The organism is Oceanimonas sp. GK1 (assembly GCF_000243075.1).
Classification (GTDB): Bacteria; Pseudomonadota; Gammaproteobacteria; order Enterobacterales; family Aeromonadaceae; genus Oceanimonas.
In genome coordinates this window covers 2759423-2772852 of record NC_016745.1, presented here as the reverse complement: position 1 = coordinate 2772852, position 13430 = coordinate 2759423, and the positions used below count along the sequence as shown (strand labels likewise).

The 13430-nt window shown below is 58.2% G+C and carries 11 protein-coding genes; 7 read left to right on the top strand and 4 right to left on the bottom strand.

Annotated elements, in window-relative coordinates; translation table 11 throughout:
• Positions 1–164 precede the first annotated feature (164 nt).
• The 6 genes from GU3_RS13130 (at position 165) to ung (ending at position 7565) form a co-directional block, all read left to right on the top strand.
• On the top strand, positions 165–3071 hold the full coding sequence (locus GU3_RS13130; protein ID WP_014293011.1) for a retention module-containing protein: 2907 nt from the start codon (positions 165–167) through the stop codon (positions 3069–3071).
• Positions 3072–3099: 28 nt separating this feature from the next.
• Positions 3100–3591 carry a hypothetical protein gene (locus tag GU3_RS13125; protein WP_014293010.1) on the top strand — a complete coding sequence of 164 codons (492 nt, stop codon included), beginning with the start codon at positions 3100–3102 and terminating at the stop codon, positions 3589–3591.
• A gap of 126 nt (positions 3592–3717) precedes the next feature.
• Positions 3718–4425, top strand: a complete 708-nt coding sequence (locus GU3_RS13120) for an SIMPL domain-containing protein (RefSeq protein WP_014293009.1) — start codon at positions 3718–3720, stop codon at positions 4423–4425.
• 248 nt (positions 4426–4673) lie between these two features.
• Positions 4674–5903, top strand: a complete 1230-nt coding sequence (serA, locus tag GU3_RS13115) for a phosphoglycerate dehydrogenase (protein ID WP_014293008.1) — start codon at positions 4674–4676, stop codon at positions 5901–5903.
• An 82-nt stretch (positions 5904–5985) separates the two neighbouring features.
• Positions 5986–6852, top strand: a complete 867-nt coding sequence (gene tesB / locus GU3_RS13110) for an acyl-CoA thioesterase II (RefSeq protein ID WP_041543207.1) — start codon at positions 5986–5988, stop codon at positions 6850–6852.
• A 38-nt stretch (positions 6853–6890) separates the two neighbouring features.
• The gene (gene ung / locus GU3_RS13105; protein WP_014293006.1) at positions 6891–7565 is read left to right on the top strand and encodes a uracil-DNA glycosylase; all 675 of its coding nucleotides are present in this window, start codon (positions 6891–6893) and stop codon (positions 7563–7565) included.
• A 41-nt stretch (positions 7566–7606) separates the two neighbouring features.
• Here the strand turns inward: ung and GU3_RS13100 are convergent, their stop codons facing one another.
• Positions 7607–7795 (bottom strand): DUF3545 family protein, encoded by a 189-nt coding sequence (locus GU3_RS13100; RefSeq protein ID WP_014293005.1) that lies wholly within the window; start codon positions 7793–7795, stop codon positions 7607–7609.
• Positions 7796–8005: 210 nt separating this feature from the next.
• Positions 8006–8959: a transaldolase gene (gene tal, locus GU3_RS13095; RefSeq protein ID WP_014293004.1), complete on the bottom strand. Its 954-nt coding sequence runs from the start codon at positions 8957–8959 to the stop codon at positions 8006–8008.
• 221 nt (positions 8960–9180) lie between these two features.
• Here tal and GU3_RS13090 point away from each other — a divergent pair, with 221 nt between their 5' ends.
• Positions 9181–10605 (top strand): sodium:alanine symporter family protein, encoded by a 1425-nt coding sequence (locus GU3_RS13090; RefSeq protein WP_014293003.1) that lies wholly within the window; start codon positions 9181–9183, stop codon positions 10603–10605.
• Positions 10606–10706: 101 nt separating this feature from the next.
• Here GU3_RS13090 and GU3_RS13085 read toward each other — a convergent pair whose 3' ends face one another.
• A complete protein-coding gene (locus tag GU3_RS13085) occupies positions 10707–11258 on the bottom strand; it encodes a hydrolase (RefSeq protein ID WP_014293002.1) in 552 nt (183 codons plus the stop codon).
• A gap of 65 nt (positions 11259–11323) precedes the next feature.
• Positions 11324–13207, bottom strand: coding sequence for a methyl-accepting chemotaxis protein (locus GU3_RS13080; RefSeq protein WP_014293001.1), 1884 nt, complete (start codon positions 13205–13207; stop codon positions 11324–11326).
• Positions 13208–13430: the final 223 nt, after the last annotated feature.

Below are 13430 nucleotides of genomic sequence, written 5' to 3'. Positions count from 1 at the left end.
TGTTAATGGCGCGCCCGGCTACAAGCGCTGGGCGCTTTAAATCACCCACTTTTTCGAAAGATAATCTCATTTCACGCGCCGCTGGCGGCTAATTTTTGCGCAGGATCCATTGGGCATTCCCCCCTAGCCTTAAGGTAAACACAGGCAGGAACAGGGATGCGGACATGGACACTACACGAATAGACAACACGGTTCAGATTGTCAGCCTGAAAGGCCAGGCCTTTATCATTGCACAAGATGGAACGGTTACGCCGGTCAGTGCCGGTCAGGTATTGCCGCCGGGCACCTTGCTGTTGACCGACGAAAACTCCGGCATTGTGTATGGCGATGTCCCGGATAATGGGACCAATGCGGTGGCCGAGCAGCCGATTGCAGATGAAACGGCGGCCGCCGAAGCGGAAGCCATTCAGGCGGCCATTCTGGCGGGGCTCGATCCCACCAAGCTGTTTGCCGCCCCCGCTGCAGGTAACCCCGCCACACCGTCGCCTGCCGACGGCGACGGCAGCAGCGGCAACGCCGGTTTTGTGGTGGTGGATCGTAACGGTGACGTCTTGCTGGCGGAAGCGGGGTTTGACACCAGCTTTGCCAGTCAGGGCGTTGCCTCAGTGTTGGAGGCCGAGCCGGAGCGGGAAGACCTGATTGACGAGGTGACCGACGCATTGCCCGGTGACGGTGGTGATAACGGGGGCGGGGATAACGGCGGTGGTGGTGACAATGGCGGTGGCGATAACGGTGGCGGCGATTCCATTCCTGAAATCGTGGTGGTTATCGATCCACCTCTCACTCCCCCTGGCGGCGGTGGAGGTGGTTCAGACTATGCGTTTGTGGAAGAAAGCGCACTGACGGATGGCACCAACCCAGAAAGCGACAATGAAAGCTGCACCGGTTATTTCGATATTAATACCGGCAACGATGAGCTGGACAAGGTGGAAGTCCGCCTACCCAATGGTGAATGGGTGGACGTTACCGGTGGCGGTGACGTTAAGATTGCAGGGAAATATGGCACTCTGACGGTGACCCTGGACGATGGGGTATACCGCTGGCGTTATGATCTTGACGGGGCCCATGATCACCCGAATGAAGGGAAAATCGGTGCCGCGGATACCCTGGCCGACCATTTTGAGGTGCGGGTGACCGACGATGACGGCGAGCAGGTTACAGCAGGTCTTACTGTTAACGTACATGACGATGGCCCCATGGCCTACGATGACACTTACTCGATATCCGAAAATGGTGGTCATTGTTATAACCTGACATTGATTATTGATACATCCGGTAGCATGAAAGGTGACAGGCTGGATTTGGCCAAGGCAGCTTTGATTAACCTGATTAAAAGTTATGATGCAGCATCTGAAAAGTTAAATATAAATGTTCTTTCTTTCAATACACAGGCGGGAATAATACAGGATAATTTGTCCGTTGATGAGGCGATAGCTTATATAAACTCGCTGAATGCTGATGGGTGGACCAACTATGAAGACCCACTGGAGGATATTCGGGAGTTACTTGAGGGAGAAAATGGCCAGCCTGGCCAATTGACCACACTGTCTGATTATAAACAAAAGCTTTACTTTGTATCTGATGGTGAGCCTAACCGTGGTGATGGTGTCCCGGAAGACTGGCAGAGCTTTGTTGATAGCAAAAATATTGATGTTATTGCTGTCGGAGTGGGTAAAAACAGTCCCCAGGCCAAGGAAGAGCTTGACAAAATTGGCAATAGCGGTGACACGACCAAAATTATTACCGATGAAAGCCAGCTGGACGCTGCCTTACAGGATACAGCTCCCGTATCTCTTGAAGGTAACGTGCTGGAAAATGACCATAGCAGCAAAGATGACACCTATGGTGCAGACGGTGAAGGCAGTGTGGTTTCTGTGAAGTATGATGGAACTGATTATCCCGTTACAAATGATAAGCCGGCAATAATTAATACAAAAGAAGGTGGCACCCTGACCATGTATTCAAACGGTGACTTTACATACAAAGGCCCCGGCGATGTGGATGGTGACCTTACAGAAAGCTTCACGTACACCATTGAAGACAAAGACGGCGATCAGGCGCATGCCGAGCTGAACATTACCGTTAAAGACAGCGATGGTTCCCAGCCGCCCAAGGATGATGATGATCATCATGGTGGTGATAATAACGGGGGACACCATCATCATGGCTGCTCCCACTGGATTGGCGCGGTGAGCCTGCCCAAGGTAGCTGCCTCCTTTGCTGGCATCTGGGCACATGCCCTGGCGGCCGCCGATCTGCTGATGGATATGGACGGCCACCACTCGAATATCCAGTTGGACCTTGATGATCATCCCGATGATGTAACAGTGCATTCGGAAGAGGTGTACAACGGCAGTGACTATCTGGGAGAGCGTCTCACGGCCACACTGGACGATGGTTCTGAACTGTTTACCATGATGCTGAAAGTGGACGGTAGTTATGCGCTGGAACTGCTCCAGCCGGACTATTTTACTCCCGGCAAGGATCTCGACTTCGACTGGCATCTGACCGATGAACATGGAGAGCATTACAGCGGGCGGCTGAGTGTTGAGATCGATGATGAAACTCATCACCTGACAGGGGATGCCAGTAATGAACTTCTTTCCAGTGAAGAGCTGGGGGACAAACTGCATATTCAGGGTATGGCAGGAGACGACACTTTGGTTGGCGGCGCCGATACCGATGTGCTTGATGGCGGCGACGGTGACGACATTTTGCTCGGTGGTCTGGGCAACAATATCCTGACCGGTGGTGATGGCATCGATATCTTCCGTTTTACCGAGGCCGATGACGGCTCCATCAACGTCATTACCGACTTTGAGAAAGGCGTGGATGTGGTGGATCTGAAAGAACTGCTGTCAGGGGAAGACGCCGGCAATCTGTCCGATTACCTGGCGTTCAGTCAGGATGGCAACGACACCGTGCTGAACGTGACCCCGGCCGGGGATGGCGGCGACAGCCAGCAGATCCGTTTCGAAGACACCAACCTGATGGATCTCTACGGCGTGGCCGGCAGTGAGGCCCTGATCCAGGCCATGGTGGACGATCAGACCCTGCAGGTGGACAAGTAACCGGGCATAGCCGAAGGGGAGGTGAGCCATGGCCAAGGTGATCACGGTAATGTTGCAGGGGGTCGGCTACCACTGGAACGGGCAGGATATTCTGGTGGATGACGGCATCAGCCTGCCGTGGTCACTGGCCGGCTCATCGCTGGAGCAGATTGAGCTTTACGATCGGGAAGGCGAAACCACCGCCACCTTTTCCATCGACTTTGAACGGCAGGACTGGAGCCTGGCCGGCGAAAGCGAGCCGGGGGAAGTGATCCTGGTGGATGACAGGGGGGCGGCCCTGAGCGCCCTTTCTCCGCTTGCGGTGCAGGCCATGCTGCTGCCCGCCTCGCCGCTGATGCCGGAAGCCATGCCCGGTGCCGCCGGTGATGACCCGCCGCCCCTGAGTCTGGACGATATTCTGCTGAGCAGTGAACTGCCCGACATGTTGTGGGATGCGACGCTTCCCGACACAGCCGGCCTCGACAGTGATCTGATCGACGATGTTATCAATTGGCTCTCGGTGTATAGTCCTCCTGAATAAAGGAATGGGAACAGCCCATTGGAGCGCAGGTCTTGTCCCTGAACAGGGGCTGCCAGCCTGCATCAGCGCCCGCAGGGCGCTTTCTTTTATCCGAGAAGCCTGAATACGTTAAAAAAGAGGATCCTCATGCGTAAAAATTCCCTGTCAGCCCTGCTCTGCCTGCCCCTGTTATTCAGTCCGGTGGTGTTCGCCATTGCGGTGCCCGATGCGCCGCATCTGGTGACGCAGGGGGAAGCGAGCATCAGCGTGGCGCCCGACATGGCGACCCTGGAGCTTGCGGTAACGGCATTAAAAAAGGACAGCGGCGAGGCCAAGGATGAGGTGGATACCCATGTGGCTGCCCTGTTCAGCAGCCTGAGTGCCCTGGGCATTAAAAAGGCGGATATCGACAGCGGCAATCTGGTCACCCGGCCGGACTACCATTATCCCAAAAACGGCCAGCGCGAGCTGAACGGCTACGTGGCCGAGCGCACCGTGACCATTCGGCTGTATCAGCTCGACAACCTGAGCCAGGTGATTGACGCGGCGCTGGAGCAGGGCATACAGAATGTGCAGCGCATCAGTTACGGTGTACGTGAGTCCGACAGTTATCAGCAAAAGGCTCGCCAGGCCGCCATGGCCCATGCCAGGGAGCTGGCTGGAGAGCTGGCCACCGGCTTTGAGCAGTCACTGGGTGAGCTCTATGCCATCGAATATGCCGGTCAGCCGCCGGTACAGCCCCGCCCGCTTGGCGCCGCCAGAATGATGGCCGCGGCCGATGCCGCTCAGGAAAGCTACCAGCAAAACGAGATTGAATTCACCGACCGGGTGCAGGTGGTTTATACCCTGAAGTAGGCTTTCTCGTCCTGCCGGGCTTCGGCCCGGTATCTTGCACAGGCAAGGTCGAGCATTCGTGCCGGATGCCGGCTCCAGGCCGGTATGACAGGCCTTTCCCGAGTCCCGTCTTTCCCGTTTTTTCCGCCCCACGGATTAAAAAAAATTTATAACTTAAAAAAACGTGACTTTGATGGCAAAAATTCCCTAAAGTCGATGTTTTTGGTACTTTATGGAAAACCCTAGCAGTTGTCATAAAGGACCCGGTAATGGCCAACTATTCCCTCGAAAAAGAAAAAATCAAAATTTTATTGTTGGAAGGCGTACACCCAGGCACGGTTGAGTCTTTCAAAGCCGCTGGTTACAGCAATATCGATTATCTCAAAACGTCGCTGGGCGAAGATGAGCTGAAAGAGCGTATCAAGGACGTGCACTTCGTGGGCATTCGCTCCCGTACTCAGCTCACCGAATCGGTACTGGACGCCGCCGACAAGCTAGTGGCCATCGGCTGTTTCTGCATCGGCACCAACCAGGTGGATCTGTCTGCCGCCGAAATTCGCGGCATTCCGGTATTCAACGCGCCCTTTTCCAACACCCGCAGCGTGGCCGAGCTGGTGCTGGGCGAGCTGCTGCTGCTGCTGCGCGGCATTCCCGAGCGTAACGCCAAGGCCCACCGGGGCGAGTGGCAGAAAACCGCGACCCATTCCTTTGAGGCCCGTGGCAAGAAGCTGGGCATTATCGGCTATGGTCATATCGGCACCCAGCTGGGCATCATTGCCGAAGGTATCGGCATGCAGGTGTACTACTACGACATCGAAAACAAGCTGTCGCTGGGCAACGCCATTCAGGTGGGCAGCCTGAAAGAGCTGCTCAACCTGGCCGACGTGGTCTCGCTGCACGTGCCGGAAACCGCCCAGACCCAGAATATGCTGGGTGCCAACGAGCTGGCGATGATGAAACCGGGTGCCATTCTGATCAACGCCTCCCGCGGCACCGTGGTCGACATCGACGCACTGGCAGCGGCTTTGGCCAGCAAGCATGTGGCCGGTGCCGCCATCGACGTGTTCCCGGTGGAGCCCAAGTCCAACGACGAAGAGTTCGTGTCGCCGCTGCGTGAGTTCGACAACGTCATTCTCACACCGCACATTGGTGGCTCCACTCAGGAAGCACAGGAAAACATCGGTTACGAGGTGGCGGGCAAGCTCATCAAGTATTCCGACAACGGCTCTACCCTGTCGGCGGTCAACTTCCCCGAAGTGTCTCTGCCAAGCCATGCCGGCACCAGCCGTTTGCTGCATATTCACCACAACAAGCCGGGCATTCTCAGCCAGATCGCCCAGGCCTTTGCCGGTGACGACATCAACATTGCGGCCCAGTACCTGCAAACCTCGCCCAAGATCGGTTACGTGGTCATCGACGTGGAAACCGCCCAGAGTGAACAGGCCCTGGAAAAGCTCAAGGCCATCAGCGGCACCATCCGCGCCCGTATTCTGCATTAATCGAAGACTCAGCATGACAAAGGGGTGCAAGCCCCTTTTTTCATGTTAACGTAGCCCCAGTCATTTCAACCGGGATACCTGCATGAGTCGAGCTTTGGACGATTTGTTGACCCTGCTGGCGCTGGAGCCGCTGGACGACGGCCTTTACCGGGGGCAAAGCCTGGATCTGGGCTTTGGCGCCGTGTTTGGCGGCCAGGTCATGGGGCAGGCGCTGGCGGCGGCCAAGTACACCCTGACCCCGGAGCGGCCGGTTCACTCCTTCCATTCCTATTTTCTACGCCCCGGTGATGTCAGCAAGCCCATCATCTATGACGTGGAAAACATTCGTGATGGCCAGACCACCTCCACCCGCCGGGTGCAGGCGCTGCAATACGGCAAGCCCATTTTTTACATGACGGCGTCGTTCCAGCTGCCGGTGGCAGGCTTTGAGCACCAGGCGCTGATGCCGGAGGTGGCGGGCCCAGAAGGGCTGGTGCCGGAAAGCGAACGGCTGGCGGCGCTGGCTGGGCAGGTGCCAACCAGGCTGCGCAAAAAGCTGCTGGCGGAAAATCCCATCGAGATGCGCCAGGTCAACTACGTGGATCCCATGAAACCGGAAAAGGCCGAGCCGCGGCGCTGCATCTGGCTGAAGGCCAATGGTGAATTGCCCGATGATCCGCGTATTCACAAATACCTGCTGGCCTACGCCTCCGATTTCAACTTTTTGCCCACGGCGCTGATGCCCCATGGCCATTCGTTCTGGGAGCGGGAGCTGCAGGTGGCCACCATCGATCATTCCATGTGGTTTCACGAGGATTTTCGTTTTGATGACTGGGTGCTGTATGTGATGGACAGCCCGCGGGCCATTGCCGGCCGCGGCCTGGTGCAGGGCAGGCTATACAGCCGCGACGGCCGGCTGGTGGCGACGACCATGCAGGAAGGGCTGATTCGCCCGCGCAGTGAGACGTGAGACGTGGAACAAGTAAACTTTTTAACTGGAAAAACCTGATGAACACCACCTGGAGCGAGGCCATCGGCCCGGAAAAACAGCAACCCTATTTTCAGCAGACCATGGCGGCGGTCACTCAGGCCCGGCAGGCGGGCAAGGAGATTTATCCGCCTGAAGCCGACGTGTTCAATGCTCTCAAGCTGACCGAGCTGGCCGCAGTCAAGGTGGTAATGCTGGGGCAGGATCCGTATCACGGTCCCGGCCAGGCCCACGGCCTGTGTTTTTCCGTACGCCCGGGAATAAAAGTGCCGCCGTCGCTGCGCAATATGTATAAAGAGCTGGAAAGCGACATTCCCGGTTTTAAAGCACCTCAGCATGGCTTTCTGGAATCTTGGGCCCGGCAGGGGGTGCTGATGCTCAATACCGTGTTAACGGTGGAGAAGGGCAAGGCCCATTCCCATGCTGGACTGGGTTGGGAGACCTTTACCGATAAGGTGATCCAGACGGTAAACGAATACTGCGAGGGGGTGGTGTTTTTGCTCTGGGGCAGCCATGCCCAGAAAAAGGGCAGCCATGTCGACCGCCGGCGTCATCATGTGCTGAGTGCGCCTCATCCCAGCCCGCTGTCGGCCCACCGGGGCTTTTTCGGCTGCCGCCATTTTTCCAAGACCAACCAGTTGCTGGAAGCCCAGGGCAAAACCCCCATTGACTGGCAACTGCCGCTGGCGCCATAAAAAAAGGCGCCACCAGGGCGCCTGAATTATATTACGTGCTCTTACAGCTCCAGCTCTTCGATACGTTCATCGAGTTCGAAGGTACAATCGAGTTGCTGAAGTTCTTCCCGTAAACGTTTTTTGTCTTTAAGGGCTTCTATTTCCCGCCATTTACGCTTTTGGGCTGGCTCGCGCGGAGCGCGTGCTCGCTTTTCAACTACAAATTCCTGATCGAAGCTAAACCTCTCCATGGGGCTCCCTCCTGTTGGCTATCAGTTGCAGTCGTAGTTCATATATCACAACAGGTTATAAATTAGAACGTTGTTATTGCAGATTTATTAAGTTGAAACGCAAAATGGGGGAGTGAGGAATGGGGGAGTGAGGAATGGGGGAATAGGGGAATGGGGAGAGCGTGGAAGGGACTCGCGATTCTCTGATCCCGAGTCCCCAATCCCTGTTATTTAAATCATCGCCTTGAGCATGTCTTCCAGCTTGCCCTGGTCAATGGCGAAGTTGCGAATGCCTTCGGCCAGTTTTTCGGTGGCCATGGCGTCCTGATTCTGCTCCCAGCGGAACTCGGCTTCGGTCATGGGGGCGGGGCGGGCCTGGGTAGCGCCCTTGTCCTGCAGCTTTTGCACCACTTCGCCTTCGCTCTGGCTCAGCTCTTCCAGCAGGTTCGGGCCTATGGTCAGACGGTCGCAGCCGGCCAGCTCCAGGATCTCGCCGGTATTGCGGAAACTCGCGCCCATCACCACGGTGTGATAGCCGTGGGCCTTGTAGTAGTCGTAGATACGGGTGACCGACAGCACGCCCGGATCTTCCGCCGGGGCGTAGTCCTTCTGCTCGGTGTTGGCTTTGTACCAGTCGAGAATACGGCCCACGAAGGGCGAAATGAGGTAGGCGCCGGCTTCGGCACAGGCGCGGGCCTGGGCAAAGCTGAACAGCAGGGTCAGGTTGCAGTTAATGCCTTCCTGCTCCAGCACTTCGGCGGCGCGGATCCCTTCCCAGGTGGCGGCCAGCTTGATCAGAATGCGCTCCTTGCCGACGCCGGCGTCGGCATACAGGGCGATCAGCTTGCGGGCCTTGGCGATGCTGGCCTCGGTGTCGAACGACAGCCGGGCGTCTACCTCGGTGGAGATGCGCCCGGGAATGAGCTTCAGAATTTCACAGCCAATGTTCACCGCCAGCTTGTCGGAAGCATCGAACAGTTGCTGCTCGGCGTGCTGGCTCTGGGCCTTGGCCCAGGCCACGGCGTCTTCGATCAGCGGGCGGTATTCCGGGATCTGTGCCGCTTTCAGAATAAGAGACGGATTGGTGGTGGCGTCTTCGGGCTGGTATTTGCGAATGGCTTCGATGTCGCCGGTGTCGGCCACAACGGTGGTGAGCGTGCGCAGTTGAGCGAGTTTGTTGGCCATGAATGAGTCCTTCAGGGTGATGTTTAGCGCTATATTCTAGTTTTAACGGGTAGGAAAGTCATTTGCCTTGGCCGGCCGGCGCTGTTCCGTCGCGCCGGGATCAGGTCGCTCGCTGTGATCCAGCTCACATGGCGTGTGCGAGCGGTTGTGGTACATTGCGCCGCTTCGCGTGGCTCCATCCTGATGACGGCCATGAAATTTGATTTGATCCAGAGGTGCCCATGGACTCCTTTATCTCCTTTCTCAACAACCTGCTGTGGGGATCCGTGCTGATCTACCTGCTGCTGGGGGTTGGCATTTTCTTTACCCTGCGACTGGGGCTGATCCAGTTCCGCCATTTTGGCCACATGTTCTCGGTGCTGAAACACAGCCGCCAGTCCGACGCGGCGGGCATTTCGTCGTTTCAGGCGCTCTGTACCAGCCTGGCGGCCCGGGTGGGCACCGGCAACCTGGCCGGGGTGGCGGTGGCGCTGTACCTGGGGGGGCCCGGGGCCATTTTCTGGATGTGGCTGATCGCCCTGATCGGCATGGCCACCGCCTTTGCCGAGAGCGCCCTGGCCCAGCTTTACAAGGTGAAAGACGACGACGGCAACTACCGGGGCGGCCCGGCCTACTACATGGAACGGGGCCTGGGCATGCGCTGGATGGGCGTGCTGTTTGCGGTGTTCCTGATCATTGCCTTTGGCCTGGTGTTCAATGCGGTGCAGGCCAACTCCATCAGTGCCGCCATGCAGGTGGCCTTCAGCGTGCCCGAGTGGGCCACCGGCATTGTGCTGGTGGTGCTGGCGGGGCTGATTATTTTTGGCGGTCTGCGCACCATTGCCCGCTTTGCCGAGCTGGTGGTACCGCTGATGGCGCTGGCCTATCTGCTGATTGCCCTAGTGGTGGTGGCCATGAACCTCACCGAGCTGCCCGGCGTGCTGGCGCTGATTGTTAAATCCGCCTTTGGCCTGGAGCAGGCCGGTGGCGGCGCCATGGGCTATGCCATTTCCCAGGCGTTGATCAACGGGGTGAAACGGGGCCTGTTTTCGAACGAGGCAGGCATGGGCTCGGCACCCAACGCCGCGGCCTCGGCCACGCCCTATCCGCCCCACCCGGCGTCCCAGGGCTATGTACAGATGCTGGGGGTGTTTGCCGACACCATCGTCATCTGCACCTGTACCGCCTCCATTATTCTGCTTTCCGGCCAGTTTGAGCCCGGCTCCGGCATTACCGGCATTGAGCTGACCCAGAAAGCGCTCTCGAACGAGGTGGGGGACTGGGGCAATTACTTTATCGCCATCGCCATTTTGTTTTTTGCCTTTACCAGCATCGTGGCCAACTACGCCTATGCGGAAAACAACCTGGTGTTTCTTGAGCACAACCACCCGGCCGGTCTGCTTGTGTTCCGGCTGTTTGTGCTGGGCATGGTGATGTTTGGCTCCGTTGGCGAGCTGCCCACCATCTGGGCCATGGCCGATACCTCCATGGGCATGATGGCGCTCATCAACCTGGTGGCCATTTTGTTGCTGTCGGGCGTGGTGGTTAAACTGGCAAAGGATTATAACGATCAGCGCAAGCTGGGCCGGCTACCCACCTTTGATGCCAGCAAGTATCCCGAGCTGAGTAATCAGCTGGAAGAAGGGATCTGGGACAAGAAGTCATAGGGATGGAGCGCAGGCTGCTAGCCTGCATAGCGCCCGGCAGGGCGCTTGATGTTTTGGGTTGCCGCTTCGCGCTAAATTGCGGGCTGGCAGCCCGCGCTCCGTTACGGCTGCTCCCCTACCAGAAACTGCTTGCTGATGGCCTTGAAGGTGTCGGTGCCGGCCTGTTGCATTAGCTCAAACACCACCATCTCTCGGCTCACAATCTGCGCGCCTGCCTGGCGCATGCGCTCCAGTCCCAGCTGGCGGTTTTCTTCGGTGCGGCTGCCCACCGCATCGGCCACCACAAACACCTCCTTGCCCGCCTGCAGCAGCTCCAGCACGGTCTGCAGCACACACACGTGGGTTTCCATGCCGCAGACGATGATCTGGCTGCGGTCCTGCCAGTGCTTGGGCAGGCAGCCGCCGGCCACGGCGGAAAAATGGACCTTTTTGGCTACTTCGGGGCGCTCCACCAGCTCGGTCAGCCGGGGCAGGGTGTGGCCCAGGCCGCGAGGATATTGCTCGGTAAACAGGGTAGGGGTACCCAGCCGCTGGCAGGCGCTGATCAGCCAGCCGGCCCGGGCCACCAGGCGCTCGCCCTGATCAATGGCGGGCACCAGTTTTTCCTGAATGTCGATCACCAGCAAAGCGGCTTTTTCGGGTTGCATCAGCATGTGTCTCTCCTTCTTGTGCAGCAGGGGTCAGTATGCCGGTTTCAGGGCCATTAATCAGCCCGGCATCAAACCTTGAATTCTCCCAGCAGCCGGTCCTGGTGTTGCATCTGCTCCAACATGGCATGGCATTTTTTCAGCTGCTCCAGGGCACCATTGGCAACATCCTGGCTGATATCCCGAATGTTGGTGGTGTTCTGGTTGATTTCCTCGCTGGTGGCGCTTTGCTCCTCGGCGGCGGTGGCAATCTGCAGGTTCATGTCGTTAATCCGGGCAATGGCATCGCGAATACGCGCCAGCACCTCATTGGCCTCGGCCGCATCCTGAGTGGTGCGGGTGGCTAGGGCCTGGCTTTGCTGCATCTTGTGTTCGGCCTGCTGCACCCCTTGTTGCAGCTTTTCTATCATGTCGCCGATTTCCTGGGTGGAGTGCTGAGTGCGGGACGCCAATGAGCGCACCTCGTCGGCCACCACCGCAAAGCCGCGGCCCGACTCGCCGGCCCGGGCCGCTTCAATGGCGGCGTTCAGGGCCAGCAGGTTGGTTTGCTCGGCAATGCCGGTGATCACCGACAGTATTGATTCAATATTGCGGCTGAGCTGGGCCAGTTCGTTAACGGAGGCCATGGTGTCGTCCATGTCGGCGGCCAGGCGTTCAATGGCCTGGGTGGAGCGGGAAACCACCTCGGCGCCCTGTTCGGTTTCCCGGTTGGCGGCGTTGGCCGCTTCGGCGGCATGCTGGGCGTGGCGGGCCACGTCGTTGGCGGTGGCGGCCATTTCGTGCATGGCGGTGGCCAGCTGATCCAGCTCCTGCAGTTGCAGCTGCAACTGTTGTTCGGCCTGCTCCGATTGCACCGAGGTTTCGCCGATGCGTGTTTTCAGCGCCTCGGCACTGCCCATGACGTTGCCAATCAGCTGTTGCAGGTGGGCGAGAAAGCCGTTGAACTCGCCGGCCACCAGGCCAAACTCATCTTTTCTCACAATGGGCAGGCGCCGGGTCAAATCGCCCTCGCCACTGTTGATGTCGGCCAGGGAGCGGTGCAATCCGCTCAGAGGCTTCAGCTGGCTGGTCATCAGCAACACCAGAATGGCCAGGCTGATGGCCACCCCGAAGGCGGCAATGATAATGGACTGCCACTGCAACTGGTCGGCCCGGGCCATGACCATGCCTTCGTCCAGCGCCACCCCAATGTACCAGTCGGCACCCTGCAGGCCCTCGAGCGGAGTGAAGGCCACCCAGTGGGGCTGTCCCTGCAGCGAGTAGGTGTCCAGTTCGGGGCTGAGTTCGGGGCTGGCGTCGTCAAACAGCTCGTTCAGCGGACGGCCGTTGAAGGCGCTGTCGGGGTGGGAAATGATGTTGCCGTTCCGGCTCACCAGAAAGGCATGCCCGGCCCCGTTGAAGTCGATGACATTGATGGCCTCGGAAACGGCTTCCAGGCTGAGATCTCCGCCAAAGGCGCCCAGAAAGCGGCCATTGTCGGTGATGTTGGCCACGGCGGAAATCAGGATGTCGCCGGTGCTGGCATCGGCGTAGGGCTCGGTCAGCGAGGCCGTGCCGGCCTGCCGGGCCACCGCATACCAGGGGCGTTGCCGGGCATCCCAGCCAGGCGGGTTCCAGCTGGGGGTGTTGGTGATGGCCCGGCCCTGCTCACTTTCCAGTCCGCCAAAGATCAGCAGAAATTCCTCTTTCAGCAGGGGCAGGTCAAAGGTTTGCTGCACCTGTTCGCGGCTGAAATCGCTGCTGATTTGCTGGGCGGCCATGTCGATGAGGTCCAGTTTGCCGTTCAGCCAGTTTTCTATCTGACGGGCCAGGGTGGAGCTGGTCTGGTGAACGGAGGCAGCGGTTTGCTGGCGCAGGTTTTCCCGCACCTGGGAGAGCTGCAGCCAGGACAGCAGACTGACGGTAACCAGCAACACGGCGGCAGCGGTCAGCCCCACTTTGTGAGTGAGTTTCATACAACGGATCCCTGTTCTTGTGTGGGTTGGGGGAATGCGACCAAAGGCGTATTGAACGGCGACGCATCAGCAAACACAACTGCTGTGTTTGATTGTTTGCGTAAGCGCACAATTTTTTAACATTATGCCCTGGCGCAAGGGCGGCCACGGTTTTTTTTTGCGCGTCCCGCTGTCTGCCTTCTTGCCCGGCGCCGTTTTTCGATTTATTTATAGGCTCCCGTTT